Genomic DNA, 18,792 nt, shown 5'->3' on the forward strand with positions numbered 1-18,792 from the left:
AGCCCCGGAAGGGGCGTCACCGTCCGATGAACTGTGGGCCTTGCGGCGGCAGCTGGAACTCCTGGGGCGATGCCGCTGTCGCCGGCGGCGGGTAGCCGTAACCCGACTGGGCCATGGCCGGCTGGCCGGTCGGCTGAGGATAGCCGTAGGCCGGCTGGGTCGGAGGGGGCTGCTGGGGATAGCCGTAGGACGGCTGGGGCGGGACGACGGCCGTCGGCTGCTCCGGGGGCAGCGGCTGGGAGACCTCGGGCGCCGGTGCCGGGTCCTCCATGGCCTCCGACTCGTCCACCGAGATGCCGAAGTCCGTGGCCAGGCCCCTGAGACCGTCCGAGTAGCCCTCGCCCAGGGCGCGGAACTTCCAGCCCTCGCCACGGCGGTACAGCTCACCGCAGATCAGGGCCGTCTCCGCGCCGGTCTCCGGCTTGATGTCGAAGTACGCCAGCGGATCACCGTCGGCGGCCGCGCCGTCGTACAGCACGATGCGCAGGTCCCGTACGCGGTCGAAGGCGACGCCGTCCGCCGACGCGACCAGCAGAATCTGACCGACGGTGGACTCGACACCGGCGAGATCTGTCTGGATCGTGTCGGTGAGGCCCTCGGCGAGCCGCTTCTTGCCGAGTCGCCAGACCTTCCCGGAGGGGTGTCGGGGCTGGTTGTAGAAGACGAAGTCCTCGTCGGAGCGCACACGACCGTCGGGGCCGAGGAGCAGAGCCGAGGCGTCGACATCCGGAACCCCCTGCCCGGGCGTCCAGCGCAGCACGGCGCGCACCGTGGTGGCTTCGAGTGGGACGTTCGACCCCTTCAACATCGCGTGCGTCATGCGGCAATCCTGCCCTCTCCGTCCTGGTCACGACAACGCGGGGTATGCATGGTGTGCGCGGTCGTGTTTGTCCGCGTTACCAGAAATTCATGCCCGTCGGGAACCCCTGACATGGGTATCTACGTACTATTACCGGCCACCTGTGAACGGGTCACAGGGGCCACAGAGTCACCACGGGGGAGCTCTATGCGTCATTTCGGGCACATCGCCCCTGAGGTGCGGCAACGCCTCTTCCACCAGGAGTCGTGCGAATTCACCGCCGACTCCCCGGCCCGGCTGCTCTCCGCGGCCCTGGGGGCCACGCTCTACAGTCCGGCCACCCGGCCGCAGCTCGCCGACGACATCGTGAAGCAGGCCGGACGCGGCGTGGTCTCGATGGTGCTGTGCCTGGAGGACTCGATCGGCGACGAGGACGTGCCGGAGGGCGAGGAGAACCTCGTCCGGCAGTTCAGCGACCTCGCCGCACGTCCCTCGGCGGATCTGCCGCTGCTCTTCATCCGGGTCCGCACGCCCGAGCAGATCCCCGATCTCGTGGGGCGGCTCGGACCCGCGGTCCGGCTGCTGTCGGGATTCGTGCTGCCGAAGTTCACCGAGGAACGCGGCATGCCCTTCCTGGAGGCCCTCGCGACCGCCGAGGCACACAGCGGACGCCGGCTGTTCGCCATGCCGGTGCTGGAGTCGCCCGAGCTGCTCTACCGGGAGTCACGCGTGGAGACCCTGGAGGGCATCTTCCGCGCCGTCGACAAGTACCGGGACCGGGTGCTCGCGCTGCGCCTGGGCGTGACCGACTTCTGCTCGTCGTACGGGCTACGCCGGGCCCCGGACATGACCGCGTACGACGTCCAGATCGTCGCCTCAGTGATCGCCGACGTGGTGAACATGCTGGGCCGGGCCGACGGCACCGGATTCACGGTGACCGGGCCGGTGTGGGAGTACTTCCGGGTGCAGGAACGTATGTTCAAGCCCCAGCTGCGCCGCAGCCCCTTCCTGGAGGGCCAGGCCGAGGAGCTGCGCGAGGCACTCATCGAGCACTCCATGGACGGCCTGCTGCGCGAGATCACGCTGGACCACGCCAACGGCCTGCTCGGCAAGACCTGCATCCACCCCTCCCATGTGCTGCCCGTGCACGCACTCTCCGTGGTCAGCCACGAGGAGTTCAGTGACGCCAACGACATCCTGAAGCCGGAGCGCTGCGGCGGGGGTGTACTGAGGTCGCAGTACACGAACAAGATGAACGAGGTGAAGCCGCACCGCGCCTGGGCCGAGCGGACCATGCTGCGGGCCGAGGTGTTCGGCGTGGCCAATGAGGACATCGGCTTCGTGGAACTGCTCGCCGCCGGGATTCCCGGCTGAACCGGGCCGACCGGCTTCCAACCAGCCGACCGGCTTCTATAACCAAGGGACGCATGAACAAGGCAGTGAACAACGGGGTCTGGTCCGGGAGCTGGGTCGCCGAGCGGCTCGGGGTCCAGCTCGTGGGCGACGACGAGCTCACGGGGATGCTGGGGCTGGCCCTGCGCCGCAACCCCAAGCGGGCCCATCTCCTGGTCTCCAACGTGCTCGGCAAGCACGTACCGCAGTCACCCTCCGTGGTGTACGGCGCCGGCTTCGCCCTCGGCCGCCGGGTGCGGGAGCTGCTGGGCGCCGACCAGGCCGCCAGGGCGGTCGTCCTCGGTTACGCGGAGACGGCGACCGGTCTCGGCCACTCCGTCGCCGACGGCCTCGGCCTCGCCCCCTATCTGCACTCCACCCGCCGCCCGGTCGCCGGGGTCGCGCGGGCGGGCGGCTTCGAGGAGTCCCACTCGCACGCCACCTCCCATCTGCTGCTCCCGGAGGATCCGGCGCTGCTGGTCGGCGACGGGCCGCTGGTCCTGGTCGACGACGAGTTCTCCACGGGGAACACGGTGCTGAACACCGTCCGGGATCTTCATGAGCGGTATCCGCGGCGGCGGTATGTCGTGGTGGCGCTGGTGGACATGCGGTCCGCGAAGGATGCCGGGCGGCTGGAGGAGTTCGCGCGGGAGATAGGCGCCCGGGTGGACCTGGTGGCGGCCGCTTCGGGGACCGTACGGCTGCCCCAGGGGGTGTTGGAGAAGGGGCAGGCGTTGGTGGCGCGGTACGAGAGCGATAGTGCCGCGATGGGCAATCGGTCGCCTGCGGCCGCTTCGGGGCTGGTCGCGCAGTTCCCCGCGCCCCTGGAGGGCGATGGCGGGACCGCCGGCCTTGAGGCGCGATCAACCCCCACCGGCCCGCACCCCGACGACAACCGCACCCACCCCCACATCACCCGCGTGGACCTGCACTGGCCCCTCGGCCTCCCCGACGGCGGCCGGCACGGCTTTACCCCCGCCCACCGGGCCCGGTTGGAGGGCGCCCTGCCCGCCATGACCGCCCGCCTGGCCGAGGCGCTGCCCAAGAGCGCCCGGCGTGTGCATGTACTCGGCTTCGAAGAGCTCATGTACGCCCCCCTCCGCCTGGCCCGCGAACTGGAGCAGGTCGCCGATGCCGAGGTCCGCTACTCGACCACGACCCGCTCGCCCGTCCTCGCGGTCGACGACCCCGGCTACGCGATACGCACCCGCCTGGTCTTCCCGGCCCACGACGACCCGGCGGACGGCCCCGGCGAGCGCTACGCCTACAACGTCGCGGGCGCCGGCTTCGACGCCGTCATAGCCGTCGTCGACTCGACCGCCGACACCCCCGAACTGCACGCCCCCGACGGACTGCTGGCACAGCTGGCCGCGCACACCCCCCATGTCCTGCTGGCGGTCGTGCCGTCGTACGTCCCCGGGCCCCTGGCCCTTCCCGAAAGGCCCCCGATGCTGCCCGAGCCCCTCCGCGGCCCCGCCTTCTCCTCGTACGCCCCCGAGGAGGTCGGCTGGCTGCTGCAGGACCTCTCGGACGTGACGCTGGAGGCGCCGACCGAGGAGCGCGAGGAGGCCATCCAGAGCGGCGGCGCGCACTACGCTGAGTCGCTGCCGGTGGAGTACCAGCCGAGCGAGCAGTACCAGGAGCTGTTCCACACGGCCCTGGAGGAGTCGGCGGCGCGGCTGGCGCAGGCGGTGGGCGCGGTCACCGAGCTCGTGCTGGCGGAGCGCTCGCCGCGTCCGGTGCTTGTCTCCCTCGCCCGCGCCGGCACCCCCGTGGGCGTTCTCATGCGCCGCTGGGCCCAGTTCCGGCACGACCTCGAACTGCCCCACTACGCCGTCTCGATCGTGCGCGGCCGCGGCATCGACGCCAACGCCCTGCGCTGGCTGGCCCGGCACCACGACCCGAGGGACGTCGTCTTCGTCGACGGCTGGACCGGCAAGGGCGCCATCACCCGCGAACTGACCGCGGCGATACGGGAGTTCGAGGCGTCCGACGGCGTCACCGGCTTCGACCCGGAGATCGCCGTACTGGCCGACCCGGGCTCGTGCGTGCGGACGTACGGCACCCGTGAGGACTACCTCATCCCGTCCGCGTGCCTCAACTCCACGGTGTCCGGCCTGATCTCGCGCACCGTGCTGCGCGCCGACCTGGTCGGCCCGCACGACTACCACGGCGCGAAGTTCTACCGCGAACTCGCCGGCGTCGATGTCTCCGTGGCCTTCCTGGACGCCGTCGCCGCCCGCTTCCCGGAGGTCGTGGACGCCGTCGAAGCGACCGCCAAGGAGCTGCTGTCCGGCGACCGCGAGCCGACCTGGGAGGGCTGGGCGGCCGTCGAGCGCATCAGCGAGGAGTACGGCATCCACGACGTGAACCTCGTCAAGCCGGGCGTCGGTGAGACCACGCGGGTGCTGCTGCGCCGGGTGCCCTGGAAGATCCTGGCGCGGGCGGGGGCCGGCGCCGACCTGGACCATGTACGCCTGCTCGCCGAGCAGAGAGGAGTACCGGTGGAGGAAGTGGCCGAACTGCCGTACACGTGCGTGGGGTTGATCCACCCCAAGTACACGCGAGGCGCGACGGGCGCCGACGGCAAGGCGGTGAACCTCTGATGCCGGTGCTGGTGGCGAGCGACCTCGACCGTACGCTGATCTACTCCGCCGCGGCCCTCGCGCTGACCATGCCGGACGCGCGGGCGCCGAGGCTGCTGTGCGTGGAGGTGCACGAGAGCAAGCCGCTGTCGTACATGACCGAGACGGCGGCCCAGCTGCTGACCGAGCTCGGCGACGCGGCGGTCTTCGTGCCGACCACGACCCGGACCCGCAAGCAGTACCAGCGCATCAACCTGCCGGGCCCCGAGCCGAAGTACGCGATCTGCGCCAACGGCGGCCACATCCTCGTCGACGGCGTCTCCGACCCCGACTGGAGCGCGCGGGTCGCCGCCCGGCTGGCCGAGCGGTGCGCGCCGCTCGCGGAGGTGCAGGACCATCTGATGGCGTCGGCGTCCCCGGCGTGGGTGCGCAAGCACCGGATCGCCGAGGACCTCTTCGCCTACCTCGTGGTCGAGCGCGAGCTGCTGCCCGAGGAGTGGGTGAAGGAGCTCGCGGTGTGGGCGGAGAACCGCGGCTGGACGGTGTCGCTCCAGGGCCGCAAGATCTACGCCGTCCCGAAGCCGCTCACCAAGAGCGCCGCCGTGCACGAGGTCGCCCGTCGCACGGGGGCGGATCTGACACTGGCCGCCGGTGACTCCCTCCTCGACGCCGACCTGCTGCTGGCCGCCGACAGGGGCTGGCGCCCGGGCCACGGCGAGCTCGCGGACGCCGACTGGACGGCTCCGGCGATCAGCGCGCTGCCGGAGCGCGGGGTGCTGGCGGGGGAGCGGATCCTGCGGGAGTTCCTGAAGGAGACGCGGGCGCCTCAGTAGCCGTCAGCCGCAGCAGCCCCCGCCGCAGCACCCACCGCCCCCGCCGCTCACCTTGGGCGCCGCGGGGGCGGCGGCCGTGCCGCCGACGGCCACCGTCGACAGCAGCTTCACCGTGTCCTCATGCCCCGCGGGGCAGCTCGCGGGCGCGGACGACTCCGCCATCGGACGACTCAGTTCGAACGTGTCACCGCAGCTGCGGCACCGGTACTCGTAGCGAGGCATGGTCACAGACTAATCGGCCTGACCGGATACACACCCCTCTGCAACCGTTTGCGATCAACCCTGGCCGGTACCGGTGTGGAGAATTTGAAAAGGTCACTGATATTTTTCGATCGCCGCGAGGAGCCGTAAGGCCGGGGGAACAGGGGGCGCGCTGCCGTTGACCGCGGCGGCCATGCCCCTCCGCGCGGGCACGACCGAATGCGGGGAGGGGCGCAGCCGTGACCAGGGCTGGGCAGGAGCCGGACGAGACCATGCAGTTGAAGGTCCCCGCGCTCCCGCCGGAGGAGACCGTGCAACTACGGACGGTCGGGGCGGGCTTGTCCCGTGACTCGGACGTTTCCGCCGACACGCGCACATTCCGTGCACGGGGGCGTCGCCGCAGGGCCGGGCGCCCCTACGCCATGTCCCGGCTCAGAGCCGTCGCCGCCCCCTGGGCCGCACGCCTCGCGCCTCACCTGCGCCGCCTCAGGCCCCGGTACCCGCGCCCCGGCCGCACCGGCTGGCGCCGCTGGATGCCCTCATGGCGGCAGTGGCTCGGTGTCGCGCTGGCCTTCCTCGGCCTGACCACCGCGGCCCTGACCGTGGCGTACGCCGCCACCGACATCCCCAAGAACCTCAACTCGTACGCGACCCAGCAGGACAACGTCTATTTCTGGTCCGACGGGACGCCCATGGCCCGTACCGGCTGGGTGCGGCGGCAGGACATGCCGCTGAAGGACATACCCGAGGACGTCCGCTGGTCGGTGCTGGCCGCGGAGAACGCGAGCTTCTACAGCGACCCCGGCATCTCGCTCAGCGGCCTCACGCGCGCCGTGTGGCGCACCTTCGGCGAGGGCGACACCCAGGGCGGCTCCACGATCACCCAGCAGTACGTCAAGAACGTCTACCTCAACCAGGACCGCTCGGTGGGCCGCAAGTTCACCGAGGCCATGCTCGCCCTTAAGCTCGACAACCGGATGAGCAAGGACGACATCCTGGAGGGCTACCTCAACACCAGCTGGTTCGGCCGCGGCACCTATGGCATACAGCGCGCCGCCCAGGCCTACTACGGCAAGGACGTCGGCGAGCTGAACGCCGGCGAGGCCGCCGTCCTCGCCTCCCTCCTCAAGGGCGCCGCCCTCTACGACCCCGCGCTGAGCAAGGCCAACCACGCGCGGGCGGTGGAGCGCTGGTCCTGGATCCTGGACCGCATGGTCGACATCGGCAGGCTGTCGCCGGCCGAGCGGGCCAAGTACCGGGAGTTTCCCGAGCCGTTGAAGCAGGCCCGGGGCTACGACACCGGCAAGCAGAGCGACTATCTGGTGGAGCTGGCCGCGCAGTACGCCAAGAAGGCCGCGCACCTGACGGACAAGCAGTTCGACCTCGGCGGATACCAGATCTACACGACCTTCGACCGCAAGCGGGAGACCGCGCTCACCGACGCCGTGACCAAGGCCCGCGAGCAGGCGCGGAAGGACCACCCGGCGACGGCGGCGACCGCGCACTACGGCGCCGCCTCCGTCGCCACCGACGGACGTATCCTCGCCGTCCACGGCGGCCCGGACCACCGTACGCAGGGCTACAACGAGTCCAACGCGACCACCGTCCCCGCCGGTTCGGCGTTCCTGCCCTTCGTCTACGCCTCCGCGCTCCACAACGGCGTCCACAAGACCCGCGACGGCGCCGCGACCGAGGTCACCCCGGAGACCCTGTACGACGGCGATGACGGCGTGCCGGTCATGACGCCCGAGGGGCCCTACTGGGACCGCGGCGGCAAACAGGTCGCCGCCCGTAACGACGGCGGGCAGGACTACGGGCGGATCAGCCTGCACAAGGCGCTCGCCCTGTCGGTGAACACACCGTTCATGCAGCTCGGCATGGACACCGGCCTGGACAAGGTGCGCCGGACCGCCGAGGCGGCCGGCCTGCTCTCCTCCAGCTTCGGCCCGCAGGTGCCGGCGCTGTCCCTGGGCAGCGCCACGCCCAGCGCGATCCGGATGGCGAGCGGGTACGCCACGTTCGCCGCCGGGGGTACGCATGCCGAGCCGTACTCGGTGGCCCGGATCACACGCAACGGCTCCGAGGTGAGGCTGGCGAAGCCCGCCTCCCGCCGTGCGGTGCCGGCGCGGGTGGCCGAGCAGGTCCAGTCCGCGCTGCGGGACGCCTTCACGCTCGCCCACCCGGTCACCGCCGCCCCGGAGGCGCGGGTCGCGGGGAAGGCCGGCACCACCCCGGACGACACCGCGGCCTGGTACGTCGGCACCGCGGCCTCCGTCTCCACGGCCGTCGTGGCCTACCGCATCGATCTCGCCAAGAGCCTCGAACCACTGCCGTTGAAGGGCATCGCAGGCACCCCCGCCGACAGCGTCCCGTACGACATCTTCTCCGGCGCCCTCGGTCTCGGCTGACCCGGCGACCGGCCCCCCAACCCCCCACCCCCCTCGCAGAATGAGCCGCGCATGATGTCACCGTCCGGCCGTCGCCGCCGCCCCCGCGAACCCCGCCGCAATCCGCCCCCGGGGATGCTGACCCTCGCGGCCCTCCTCGTCGTCGCGTCCCTCGTCGGGGGCTATCTGGTCCTGAACCGCACGCACAGCGCCGCCCCCACCGCGTCCTCCGCCGCCCGCGACACCGGCAGGCGGGCCTCCGCCGAGCCGAGCGGTGAACCCGAGTGGGACGGCAGGACGAAGGTGCTCGGCGACGGCTCGACCTCCTACACCGGTCCGCCGAAAGGCCAGTTGAAGCCCGAGCCGCTCAAACCCGACGAGAAGCCGCCCCAGTTCGTGGTCTTCTCCTGGGACGGAGCGCTGCAGGGCGACGACGAACTCTTCTCGCACTACCGCGAGTTGGCGAAGAGGTACGACGCCCATATGACCTTCTTCCTCACCGGCATCTACCTGCTCCCCAAGGACAAGAAGGACCTCTACTCCCCGCCCCAGCACTCCAGGGGTTCGGCGGCGATCAGCTTCGCCACCGACGAGCACATCCGCGGCACGCTGGAGCAGCTCGGCAAGGCGTGGAAGGACGGCAACGAGATCGGTACCCACTTCAACGGCCACTTCTGCGGCGCCAAGGGCGGCGACGACTGGAGCGTGGCGCAGTGGAAGAGCGAGATCGACCAGTTCTACGACTTCGTGGAGCACTGGAAGACCAACACCGGCTACACCGACCTCGCCCCGCTGCCCTTCGACTTCAAGAAGGAGGTCACCGGCGGTCGCGCACCCTGTCTGGAGGGCCAGTCGAACCTGCTGAAGGCCGCCAAGAGCTACGGCTGGCGCTATGACGCCAGCTCCACCGGCGACTTCCAGATATGGCCCACGAAGAAGAACGGCATCTGGGACTTCCCGCTCCAGATGCTCCCCTACGAGGGCGGCGACTTCCAGGGCCTGTCCATGGACTTCAACTTCCTCTACAACCAGTCCGACGGCGAGACCGACGGCGACCCGGCCCGGCACGCCGAGTGGCAGCGGGAGACGCTCGACACCTACATGGCCGGCTTCAACCGGGTCTACTACGGCAGCCGGGCCCCGCTCTTCATCGGCAACCACTTCGAGGAGTGGAACGGCGGCATCTACATGAAGGCCGTCGACCAGGTGATCAAGAACGTGTGCACGAAGAGGGACGTCAAGTGTGTGTCCTTCAGGGAGCTCGCCGACTGGATGGACGTACAGAAACCGGAGACCCTGCGGCGGCTGCGCGGTCTGGACCCGGCACAGTCGCCCGACTGGTCGACCGTGGTGAAGTAGTCGGCTGCTCAACAACCCCCGGGTTCTTCACAGTTGCGGAGATCGTGTAAACATTCCCTGCCCGGGTTCGACCACCTCGGGCGAGGAGAATCCCCGTGAGATCAAGAAAACTGCCCCGTACGCGCGGCCGCGCCACCATAGTCGGGGCGGCCGCCGCCTCGATCGTCGCCGGAGCGGCGCTGCTGCCCACCTGGAGCGCCGGCGCCGCGGTCGTCGACGACCCGACGGTGGACGCCCGCACCAGGGCCACCTTCCAGCGACTGGCGGACGCGGTCTTCACCGACCGCACCCAGGCCCTCGTCGACGGCGAGCGGAGCCGGAAGCCGCTGGCCGACGGCTTCTCCGGCGACGTCCGGCTGTCCTCCCCGGTGGCCCGGGGCGAGGACACCGCCCGGTCCACGCTGGAGGGGCGCAAGGACCTTCTCGCGCGGCTCGGCGAGAGGTACCGCAAGGCCGACACCGCCGTCACCCTGGACGCCACGCGCGTGACGGGCCGTACGGCCAGGGCCGCGGTCACCGAGACCACGACCCTGACCTACGACAAGGTCCGCGGCGACGAGCCGAGGACCACCGGGTTCCAGGCCCGTCACGAACTCACCTTCACCGCCGACCGCCACGGCGACTGGCAGCTGACCGGCATCCGCGACACCGACCAGGGCATCGCGGTGAACACGCTCGCCAAGCCGTCCGTCAGGGCGCCCGCCGTGGACGACACCACGCCGTCGGCCCCGCGCGCCGCGACCACCTACCCCGCACCGGCCAAGCCCAAGAACCTCACCGGCACCGCCCTGGACTACAAGGCCATGGCCGCCTACGCGGAGAAGTACTGGAGGAGCTACAACAAGGACTACCCGGACTTCAACGGACAGGGCGCGGGCGGCGACTGCACCAACTTCGTCAGCCAGTCCCTGAAGGCCGGCGGCTGGAAGCACGTGCCCGGCTATGTGTACGACTACACCAAGTGGTTCGGCAACGCCGAGATCCAGTCGCACTCGTTCGTCGGCGTCAACGAGTGGTCCTGGTTCGCCCAGAACTCCAAGCGGACCACCAGCCTCGCCAACGTCTACCAGATGGACGTCGGTGACGTGCTCCAGATGGACTTCGACAAGGACGGGTCCAAGGACCACACGATGATCGTCACCTACCGCAGCCCGCAGGGCGTGCCGTATCTGACGTACCACTCCTCGAACACCTACCGGCGTTCGCTGGCGAGCGTCATCGCGTCGGACCCGAACGCGGCGTACTACGCCTACCGCACCTGATCACCCCGGGACGGAGGCGGTACGGGACGGAGGCGGTACGGCTCAGTGACCGGCCCCGCGCTCCTCGCGGATCCGGGTGACGACCCCGGCCACCGTCCGCCGTACCGCCTCCGTCTCGGTCAGGAAGTGCCAGTAGTCCGGGTGGCGCCCCTCCAGCGTGCCGATCGCCCGCTCCAGCCGGGCGACGGAGTCGTCCAGCGGGCGCGCATCGCGCGGGTCCGGAGTGTTCCGCCCCGCCATGGCCAGCCGCTGGGCGTCCCGGATCGCGAAGCGGGTCCGGTCGATCTCCTGCTGCGGGTCCTTCTGTACGGCGTTCAGCCGGCGCAGCCGGTCGCCTGCCGCCGACACCGACTCGTCCGTGCCGTTCAGCAGCGCCCGGACCGTCGACAGCAGCGCGGTGGCGTCCGGCCAGCGCTGCTCGTCGCGTGCGGCCTGGGCCTCCTTCAGCTTCAGCTCCGCCTGCCGTACGTTCTCCGCGGCCCCGTCCGGGACGCCCTGGAGGTCCTGCCAGCAGGCCGCCGTGAACCGCCGCCGCAGCTCGCTCAGCACCGGCTCGACCTGCCCGGCACGGGTGGTGAGCGCCTGGGCGCGCGTCCGCAGCGAGACGAGCCGGTGGTCGATCTCGGCCGCCTTCTCCGGCAGCCGCTCGGCCTCCACCCGGACCGACTCCGCCTCCCGCGCGACCCGCTCGGCACGCTCCAGCGTCTGTGGCACGCCATGCTGCCCGGCGCCCTGGTTCAGCTTGGTCAGCTCCGGTCCGAGCGTCGCGAGCCGCGCCGCGAGGTCGTCCGCCTTCAGCCCCGATCCCCGGACGGTGTCCAGGGCGTTGGACGCGGCGAGCAGGCCCTGGCGGGCGCGCTCCACGGCCGGGGCGAGCCGGGCCAGCTGGGTCTCGGCCTTGCCGAGCAGCGGCCCGAGCCCGTCCGTGAAACGGTCCAGCTCGCGCTTGACGTTGTCGAGGTCGTCCTTCGCCTTCGCCAGCTCCGTACGGGCATGGGCGGCGGCCGAGGCCTCCAGGTCGTCGCGGTCGAGGTCATGGGCGTCGACGGCCTGGATGTACTGGTGGGAGACCTCGTCGATACGCCGCCCGAGGGCCTCGAAGTCGGTGATCGCCCGGCGGGCGGCCGGGGAGTCGTCCACCGCCGTGATCGTCTCGATCGAGATCCGCAGATCCCGCTGGGCCGTGTCCAGCTCGTAGAACGCGGCCGCCGCCGCGTCCTTCGCGGCCTGCGCCTCGGCCCGCTGGCTCTCGGCCCGCCCGCCGAACCAGCGCCGGGTGCCGCCGCCGGCGAAGGCGGCGGGCAGCGCGAGGGCGACGACAAGGGGGAGGGCGGCCAGGGCGAGGGCGTCACGGAGGGCCTGGCGCGAGCCGCGCGAGATCCTGGGTGCGGGCTGGGCGGTGCCCCGCGCGGAATGGTTCTGCGCCCGCGGCACTGACGGCGAGTTCGGCTCTGGAGGTGTCGCCGTCACATCCCTCTCCCGTGCTGTCATTCACCCTGCCCGGTGTCATTCTCCCACCGGTTTAGGACGAACACACGGGCCGGTTAGTTCGCGGTTCGGACCGTGACTTTTCCGTCGCCGGTGCGGGCCGAGACCCGGTGGGAGCTGGTGTCGTCCCGGGGCACGGACACATCCACCGAGCCGTCGCCGGTCTCGGTCGTCACGCGGTACGTCGCGCGCGGCAGCTCGATCGTCACCGATCCGTCGCCGCTGCGGGTGTCCACGCGGTCCGGCACGGTGCCCAGTTCGAGCCGCACCGAGCCGTCTCCGGTCTGCGCCTTCACCTGCCGCGAGGAGACGTCCGAGACCCGCACGGACCCGTCCCCGGTCTTCAGGTCCAGCGGACCGCTGGAGTCGGTGACCTGCACGCCCCCGTCCCCGGTGTGAATGCTCAGCGGGTCCCGGAACCCCCGCGCCCGCACGCTGCCGTCCCCGTCCTCCACCTTCACGGTGACTCCGCGCGGCACCTCGATGCGGTGCTTGGTCGAGCAGTCGGCGACCATGCCCGAGCACTTCTCCCGCAGCACCAGCCGGTCGTCCTCCATCGACCAGGTCACCTTCGGATCCGACCCGATCGCGACGGACCCCTGGAACCACCGGGTGACCTCCACCGTGCCCGCCTTGTTCGAGTCGGCGGCGACTATCTCCAGCGCCGAGTCGTCGGAGTCGACGGTCAGGGTCCGGCCCTCGAGCGCGAACGACCGGTGCTCGGGCTCCTTGTCGTCCCCGGCGGAGGCCCCACAGGCGGCGAGACCCGCGACGAGCACCACGACAGCTCCGGCGACGGCGGCGGCGCGGACGGGCACGGTACGACGGGCACGAGCCATGACGATCTCCCCCTGGGGCTTCCCCGGGCCGACCTCTTCGGCCCAGGAGTGCGATGGTGCTTCGACCGTACGGACACCGGCCCCGGCACGGGATCCGGGACGCTCCCGGATCCATGGTGGGGATAACCCCAGGACTTCCCTGACCTCCGACGAAACGGGTTTGCGGGACACGGCCCCTGGCAAGGTAGGCTGTCGACTCGTTCTCGGGTGCGTAGCTCAGGGGTAGAGCGCCTGCCTTACAAGCAGGATGTCGGCGGTTCGAAACCGTCCGCGCCCACGGTGGACAAGCCCCAGCTCAGCTAGGGTTTCGCGGCCCCTCGGAGTGATCTCCGGGGGGCCGTTCTCATGGCCGGAGTCCACATAGAATCCACAACCCCACGTGATCATGGTTTCACCATCACCCGTTCGGGGGACTTGATCATTGCTCAGCGGCATCTACGCCGCCAAGCGGGACGAGGACGGCGCGACTCCCCTCGCGCGCCAGACACAGGCTCGTCGTCACCTGCGGGACTGGGTGGGGAGACCCGGCCTGCGGGCGGCGGCCCCCGCCGACTGGATCGGCGGGGGTCGTTCGTACAAACGTAGACCACCCCACCCCGGCAAGGGGGTGGGGCGGCTCGCTCTGACCGAGTCAGAGCGAAGGATGACGCTTTCCGGCGGACACAGGTACGCCACGCGTCATCCGTGTGCGCTGGGGGATGGCATGCCATGCGGGCATACGCCCCAGCGTGTCCTACATCAGGTGGGCCACACGCCTCGGACCGGCACCCTTACGCAGGGGCCACGCGACGACCACGAAGCGGCCGCCCCCGACGGGGGCGGCCGCGGCTCATCCCGCTGCTGACGCGTCCACGACGCTGCCGACAGAGGGAGCTACATCAGCCGGGCAAGGTCAGTGGGGAGAAACAGGTCCCGGGCCAGGTGTTCTCGCCAAAAGACATCCGGTGATCCGTGCCGCTCGAAGCGCGCGCAGGTCTCGCAGCCGTCAGCGTGGGGCTCAGGAAGGGCTTCGGAGTGTTCCGCTGCCAGGTGCCGGGCAAGGACGATCTCGACGCGCAGGGCTCCGTCGTAGAGCGGGTTATGCGCCGCGCGCACCCACGCCTTGACGAGATCGTCGAGGAGGTCCCCGCACTCCTGGCAGGTCTCCATGAACGACGGTCTCGTGGGCATCCTGTTGAGCGCCGCGACCAACTCACGAATCATGGCCGCTGCTTTCGCTCAGGTTCACGTGGTGGTCGCACAGCGCGATGACCGACCGGGCCAGCCTTCGTACACGCTCGGTCTCCCCATTCAGGCCCGCGGCACCCGGCTCGAACAGCCTCCGCTCCGACCTCCCCGACTCCCCCCATAGCCAACATCGCCGACGCGTCGTCCGCCGGCCCGATCCCGGCAAGCTCCTTGACCGCAGGGATCAGGCGTTCGAGGTAGTCGGTGAGATCGGCGGACCAAATCTTGAGGTTCTCGTGGCGGGGCAGCGTGGGCTGGTCGACAAACCAGCTCGCTGCGGCACGCATCGAGGTGACGCTCGGCGAGGTGTCCGTGGACTCCGTCGCGCTCATTGCGCTGTCCCCTCTCGTCGGAGTGCGTCAGCCAGCCTCAGGGCCACGTCCACGCGGACGCGCCCCAGCTCGATCAGCTGCTCCATCTGCGGGTCGACCCTGAGGGAGGGGAAGACGATCCCGGCCTGATCCAATGACGACCTCAGCGACTCCAGTGCCGCGAACGGGTCGACCTCTTGCACGCTGGCTTTGACCATGAACTGGACGCTACGGAGGCCCCGTTGACAGCCGCCATGCGATGTTCTCGAATGTTCTCACCGGCTCACGAAATGGTCTCGGGTGGTCTCGCAACGCCGTGCGCGGGCGCTGGCAGAGGCCACCGAGCCTGGCGATGCTGTAGGCGACCGATCCGGTACTGACGGGAGACGACCATGGCGCGACGGCTTCGCTTCAACGGCACAGACAGCAAGAACGGCGGATGCCCGGCAGTCCACGAGGACCTCGACAGCGGTGAGATCCTCGTACAGGGGCGGCCGGTCACGGACGCCGAAGACATTGCCCAGCTCCAGCACTTGGGCGCACACGACGCGGTGGTGGCCGTCCCCCGCGAACTGCTCGTCAACCACGGCCCCAAGGAGACGGACCGCGTGCCCAAGCTGATCGGCCTGGACGAGTTCGGCCAGCTCTTCGAGACGTTCGAACACTCGGCGTGGCACCTGGAGACCCGCCGTGGCTACGCCTCCGACCGCGAAGAGCTCGGCTTCAACGAGTTCCTCGCCACCGGCGAAGCCCCGAGTGACCTCGACAGTGACTGGTGCCAGAACATCCGCCGGCAGACGGCGGCCGGGAAGTACGTCGGCCGCGTGCGCGTCGTCGACAACCCGCCGACCGACGGTCAGCGGTTCCTCCTCAGCTACGCCCGCGTCAACGCGGCCACCGGAGAGGACGCCCGTAACCTGTGGCGCGAGGACGCCGAACAGGCGCACCTGCCCGCCGAGGACTTCTGGCTCTTCGACTCGCGACTGGTCGCCATCCTCCGTTTCGACGACCAGGACGTCTTCCACGACGTAGAGATCATCACCGAGCCCGCCGAGGTGCTGCGCTACTGCCAGGTCCGCGACGCGGCCGTGCACGCCTCCATCCCGTACGACGCCTTCGCCGCACAGCTGAAGGGCTGACCCGGCGCCGGTGAGCACGGACTACCAGCAGGCACGCGAGGCCCTGGGCCGACGGCTGAAGGAGCTACGCCTGTCCGCCTCGGGAGGCCGGCTCACCGGCACGCAGCTCGCAGAGCGGCTCGGCTGGCCGCACTCCAAGGTGTACAAGCTGGAGGGCGGCCGGCAGACCGCGATCCCGGAGGACCTCAAGGCGTGGGCGGACGCCGTCGGCCACTCGGACACTGCCGAGGAACTGGTAGCCCGGCTCAAGGGGTTCGAGTCTCACATTCGCTCCTGGCGCCGCCAGCTCCGCGCCGGCCATCGGCCCGTCCAGGACACCTGGAACGTCGCCGTGGACAAGGCCCGAGTCATCCACGCGTGGGAAGAGGCGGTTATCCCGGGCATGCTCCAGACCGCGGACTACGCGCGGCACATGTTCCTGCGGTACGCCGACCTCCAGGGCACGAAACGCGATACGGAAGCAGCCGTCCGCTCGCGGATGGAGCGGCAATCCTGGCTGTATCAGGGCGGTAGACGCTTCCACGCGCTCGTGTGGGAGCCCGCGCTCCACGCCCTCGTGTGCCCGCCGTCGGTGCTCGCGGCTCAACTGGACCGCCTGGCGGGCCACGTGGGGATGGACACCATCGAGCTCGGCGTCATCCCCCTCGGTGCCTCATTGAAGATCCCCACCGCGAACGGATTCTGGATCCTCGACAACAGGCTCGTTATTGCCGAGGACTGGCACGCCGAGCTGTGGCTGGACGACGACGAGACGGTGACCGCGTACCGGCGTGTGTGGGACACCCTCGGCGAGTCTGCGGTGTTCGGGGCGGACGCGCAGAACGTGATCAACCGTGCGCGTAGGACGCTGAATCCGCGCTGAGGCACGACGAAAGGCCCCCTCCCGCCCGAAGGCGAGAGGGGGCAAACCGTTTCAGGGACGAGCAGAGAGATCACACCGGTTGCGGCGCCGGCCACGCCGGTCAGGGCGCCGACCGCCGCCAGGGGCCAGCGGTTCTTCTTCAGGGCCTCCACGTCCGTGCGGAGTTCGTCGAGCTCCTTCCCGGTATCGGCGCGCAGGGCGGCGAGTTGGGCGACGCGAGCGGCGGTCGCCTCGGTCATTGACGTGTCGAAGACGAGCTCCAGCTCGGCGGCGATGACGCTGACGGTGCGCTGGGCGCGGAAGATCTCGCGGGCGATGGCGTTGCGGCCCATGCCGAGTGCGTGGAGCTCGCGCACGCGCCGGTAGTCGTCCTCGTCGACGGGGCGCTTGTCCCGATTGACGGCCACGAGGTCACCTCCGGACATGCGAAGGCCCGGCCACCGGGGAGGGCAGCCGGGCCAGTCAAGAGCGGTTCAGCAGGTCTCGTCGTCCTTGACCGCGTACAGGGTCACGGCCGTGTCCGTGGGGTGCGTGCCGGCCGCGGGCTTCTGGCTGCACACGGTCCAGTTGCGGTCGAAGACCTGCAAGCGGTTCTGGCCGCTGGCGTCCTGGTCGTCGAGGACGTAGAAGCCTGCGGCTTGTGCCGCGTCCTGGGCGGCCTGGAGGTCCTGGCCGACGAGGTTCGGGAGCGTCGCGTTTTCCGGCTCGGCGGCGCCAGCGTCGTCCGCGGGCGCTTCCGTGGGTTCGTCCGTCTCGGCCTCGGTGGCGTCGGTGTCTTGTTTGGTCTGGCTGCTGGTTTCCTCGGCCGCGGTGTCCGGCTTGCTGGAGCTGGTGTCGCTGGTGCCCTCGCAGGCGGTGAGCGTCAGCAGCGTTGCGGCGGCGAAGCCGGCCGCGATGGTGCGGATGCGCATGATGTCCCCCCAGGGTTGCTCGATGAGCTGCAGCAGCATCATGCGCTGCGTGGGGGAGGTGTGAAGGTGGAGTGACGTTCCTGTGACACGAATGGGTGCCAGGTACGACAAAGGCCCGCGCAGTGGCGGGCCTTCGTAGCGTCTGGGTCCGGGCACGCCGGACGTGAGGTCAGGATGCGGCATGATCGCCCGGAACGCAACAACGGTCGTCGTGTGTAGTGGGCGAAGCGGGCGGAACTGTGCACGTCAGCCGATAGGTTGGCGCCTGCCGCGAATACCGAGCGGCCGGCAAATCAGCCATAACGGGAGCTCATCACGTGGACCCAGTCACTGCGGCGGCATCTGCCGGGGCTCGGGCCCTGGTGGGAGTCGCAACGAAGAAGTTGGCTCCAGAGCCCGGCATCAAGCTCGGAAGTCGCAAGGAGCGGCGCGAGGTGTACCGCACCTTTCTCGACTCGGTCTGTGAGGCGCTGCACTTCGCCGACCTGATGCGCGAGGAGGTGCAGATCAGCGGCCTCTTTATCAGCCGCTCCCGAACTCGACAGATCTTGCAGATGACGCACGAGCGCCGCACGAGCTTGGTCCAGGCGTACTTCGAGATGCGGCTGGTCGCATCACCTGAACCGCTTCAGGCAGCCGAGGAAGCCTTGGCGACTACAAGCGAGGCCATCCGGGTGGCTGGTGGCGATTCGGAGGCCTATGCCCAGGCCGTAGTTGTGGCTATGGAGGCACAGCGAGCCTTCACTGACGCTTGCCGACTCGACCTGGGGTACGAGCTGCGCTGGTGGCAGTGGCGTCGGCGCCGGGCACTCAAGCGAGTCCGCCGCCTCAGGGCTGCCCAGTCGGAGGCGCGAGGCCAGGATGCGCCATAGTTGCCCGCAAGGCACTATGAACGCTGCGGTTGCGAGCGTAGCCAGCAGTAGTGCCATTCTGCAGTGGCATGCGGCTCGGCTCCGAACATCCTGAGCAGGTAGATGTGGCCGTCGAGCTCCATCTGCTCCGGCGGCCTCCCGTGTTCGGGAGCCTCGGTGACCACCTCGCGGCCATCTGCCGGGCTGCCTTCCACCCCGAATCGCATGTTTACGTCTGGCCAACGAATGGATCTAGGGTCCGTCTTCAAAGATCACCGAGTGGTGGATCATGGCGGGGTGATACGGCGTCATGAACTCACTGACCAGGAGTGGCAGTTACTCGCTC

16 protein-coding genes, 1 tRNA gene and 1 pseudogene are annotated in these 18,792 nt (G+C 70.1%); 10 read left to right on the forward strand and 8 right to left on the reverse strand.

What is annotated here, in order from left to right; genetic code table 11:
* Positions 1-16 precede the first annotated feature (16 nt).
* Complete coding sequence (locus ACZ7NC_RS23290) at positions 17-820, reverse strand: TerD family protein (RefSeq protein ID WP_471490877.1); 804 nt, start codon at positions 818-820, stop codon at positions 17-19.
* A 186-nt stretch (positions 821-1,006) separates the two neighbouring features.
* Between ACZ7NC_RS23290 and ACZ7NC_RS23295 the strand changes: the two genes are divergently transcribed.
* From ACZ7NC_RS23295 to ACZ7NC_RS23305, 3 genes are read left to right on the forward strand one after another with little or no spacing between them, the layout of a single operon-like run.
* The gene (locus tag ACZ7NC_RS23295; protein ID WP_471490878.1) at positions 1,007-2,173 is read left to right on the forward strand and encodes an HpcH/HpaI aldolase/citrate lyase family protein; all 1,167 of its coding nucleotides are present in this window, start codon (positions 1,007-1,009) and stop codon (positions 2,171-2,173) included.
* A gap of 53 nt (positions 2,174-2,226) precedes the next feature.
* Positions 2,227-4,797: a phosphoribosyltransferase gene (locus ACZ7NC_RS23300; RefSeq protein WP_471490879.1), complete on the forward strand. Its 2,571-nt coding sequence runs from the start codon at positions 2,227-2,229 to the stop codon at positions 4,795-4,797.
* Positions 4,797-5,609 carry an HAD family hydrolase gene (locus ACZ7NC_RS23305; protein ID WP_471490881.1) on the forward strand — a complete coding sequence of 271 codons (813 nt, stop codon included), beginning with the start codon at positions 4,797-4,799 and terminating at the stop codon, positions 5,607-5,609. Before ACZ7NC_RS23300 ends, ACZ7NC_RS23305 begins: the two co-directional genes overlap by 1 nt.
* A 3-nt stretch (positions 5,610-5,612) precedes the next feature.
* Here the strand turns inward: ACZ7NC_RS23305 and ACZ7NC_RS23310 are convergent, their stop codons facing one another.
* The gene (locus ACZ7NC_RS23310) at positions 5,613-5,831 is read right to left on the reverse strand and encodes an FmdB family zinc ribbon protein (protein WP_471490882.1); all 219 of its coding nucleotides are present in this window, start codon (positions 5,829-5,831) and stop codon (positions 5,613-5,615) included.
* A gap of 251 nt (positions 5,832-6,082) precedes the next feature.
* On the opposite strand from ACZ7NC_RS23310, the gene ACZ7NC_RS23315 reads away from it, so the two are divergent.
* From ACZ7NC_RS23315 to ACZ7NC_RS23325, 3 genes are all read left to right on the forward strand, one after another.
* Positions 6,083-8,218 (forward strand): transglycosylase domain-containing protein, encoded by a 2,136-nt coding sequence (locus ACZ7NC_RS23315; protein ID WP_471490902.1) that lies wholly within the window; start codon positions 6,083-6,085, stop codon positions 8,216-8,218.
* Positions 8,219-8,269: 51 nt separating this feature from the next.
* Positions 8,270-9,556, forward strand: a complete 1,287-nt coding sequence (locus tag ACZ7NC_RS23320; protein ID WP_471490883.1) for a polysaccharide deacetylase family protein — start codon at positions 8,270-8,272, stop codon at positions 9,554-9,556.
* Between the two features lie 95 nt (positions 9,557-9,651).
* Positions 9,652-10,818: an amidase domain-containing protein gene (locus ACZ7NC_RS23325; protein ID WP_471490884.1), complete on the forward strand. Its 1,167-nt coding sequence runs from the start codon at positions 9,652-9,654 to the stop codon at positions 10,816-10,818.
* Positions 10,819-10,860: 42 nt separating this feature from the next.
* Here ACZ7NC_RS23325 and ACZ7NC_RS23330 read toward each other — a convergent pair whose 3' ends face one another.
* Together ACZ7NC_RS23330 and ACZ7NC_RS23335 are read right to left on the reverse strand one after the other, a co-directional pair.
* Positions 10,861-12,288: a hypothetical protein gene (locus tag ACZ7NC_RS23330; RefSeq protein ID WP_471490885.1), complete on the reverse strand. Its 1,428-nt coding sequence runs from the start codon at positions 12,286-12,288 to the stop codon at positions 10,861-10,863.
* A 74-nt stretch (positions 12,289-12,362) separates the two neighbouring features.
* Positions 12,363-13,145, reverse strand: a complete 783-nt coding sequence (locus ACZ7NC_RS23335; protein ID WP_471490886.1) for a DUF4097 family beta strand repeat-containing protein — start codon at positions 13,143-13,145, stop codon at positions 12,363-12,365.
* 205 nt (positions 13,146-13,350) lie between these two features.
* Between ACZ7NC_RS23335 and ACZ7NC_RS23340 the strand changes: the two genes are divergently transcribed.
* A tRNA-Val gene (locus ACZ7NC_RS23340) sits at positions 13,351-13,422 on the forward strand.
* Positions 13,423-14,018: 596 nt separating this feature from the next.
* Here the strand turns inward: ACZ7NC_RS23340 and ACZ7NC_RS23345 are convergent.
* The 3 genes and pseudogenes from ACZ7NC_RS23345 to ACZ7NC_RS23355 all read right to left on the reverse strand — a co-directional run bounded on the left by ACZ7NC_RS23345 (position 14,019) and on the right by ACZ7NC_RS23355 (position 14,901).
* Positions 14,019-14,348: a hypothetical protein gene (locus ACZ7NC_RS23345; RefSeq protein ID WP_471490887.1), complete on the reverse strand. Its 330-nt coding sequence runs from the start codon at positions 14,346-14,348 to the stop codon at positions 14,019-14,021.
* A pseudogene (locus ACZ7NC_RS23350) lies at positions 14,338-14,704 on the reverse strand (DUF6415 family natural product biosynthesis protein). Before ACZ7NC_RS23350 ends, ACZ7NC_RS23345 begins: the two are co-directional and overlap by 11 nt.
* Positions 14,701-14,901 carry a hypothetical protein gene (locus tag ACZ7NC_RS23355; protein WP_471490889.1) on the reverse strand — a complete coding sequence of 67 codons (201 nt, stop codon included), beginning with the start codon at positions 14,899-14,901 and terminating at the stop codon, positions 14,701-14,703. The pseudogene ACZ7NC_RS23350 and the gene ACZ7NC_RS23355 overlap by 4 nt, the downstream one beginning before the upstream one ends.
* 174 nt (positions 14,902-15,075) lie before the next feature.
* On the opposite strand from ACZ7NC_RS23355, the gene ACZ7NC_RS23360 reads away from it, so the two are divergent.
* Together ACZ7NC_RS23360 and ACZ7NC_RS23365 are read left to right on the forward strand one after the other, a co-directional pair.
* On the forward strand, positions 15,076-15,822 hold the full coding sequence (locus ACZ7NC_RS23360) for a DUF6879 family protein (RefSeq protein WP_471490891.1): 747 nt from the start codon (positions 15,076-15,078) through the stop codon (positions 15,820-15,822).
* Between the two features lie 10 nt (positions 15,823-15,832).
* A complete protein-coding gene (locus tag ACZ7NC_RS23365) occupies positions 15,833-16,684 on the forward strand; it encodes a helix-turn-helix domain-containing protein (protein WP_471490893.1) in 852 nt (283 codons plus the stop codon).
* Positions 16,685-17,157: 473 nt separating this feature from the next.
* On the opposite strand, the gene ACZ7NC_RS23370 is transcribed toward ACZ7NC_RS23365, so the two are convergent.
* Positions 17,158-17,634 (reverse strand): PASTA domain-containing protein, encoded by a 477-nt coding sequence (locus ACZ7NC_RS23370; protein ID WP_471490894.1) that lies wholly within the window; start codon positions 17,632-17,634, stop codon positions 17,158-17,160.
* A gap of 395 nt (positions 17,635-18,029) precedes the next feature.
* On the opposite strand from ACZ7NC_RS23370, the gene ACZ7NC_RS23375 reads away from it, so the two are divergent.
* Complete coding sequence (locus ACZ7NC_RS23375) at positions 18,030-18,467, forward strand: hypothetical protein (RefSeq protein WP_471490896.1); 438 nt, start codon at positions 18,030-18,032, stop codon at positions 18,465-18,467.
* Positions 18,468-18,792: the final 325 nt, after the last annotated feature.

The organism is Streptomyces sp. NPDC111802 (genome assembly GCF_055634335.1).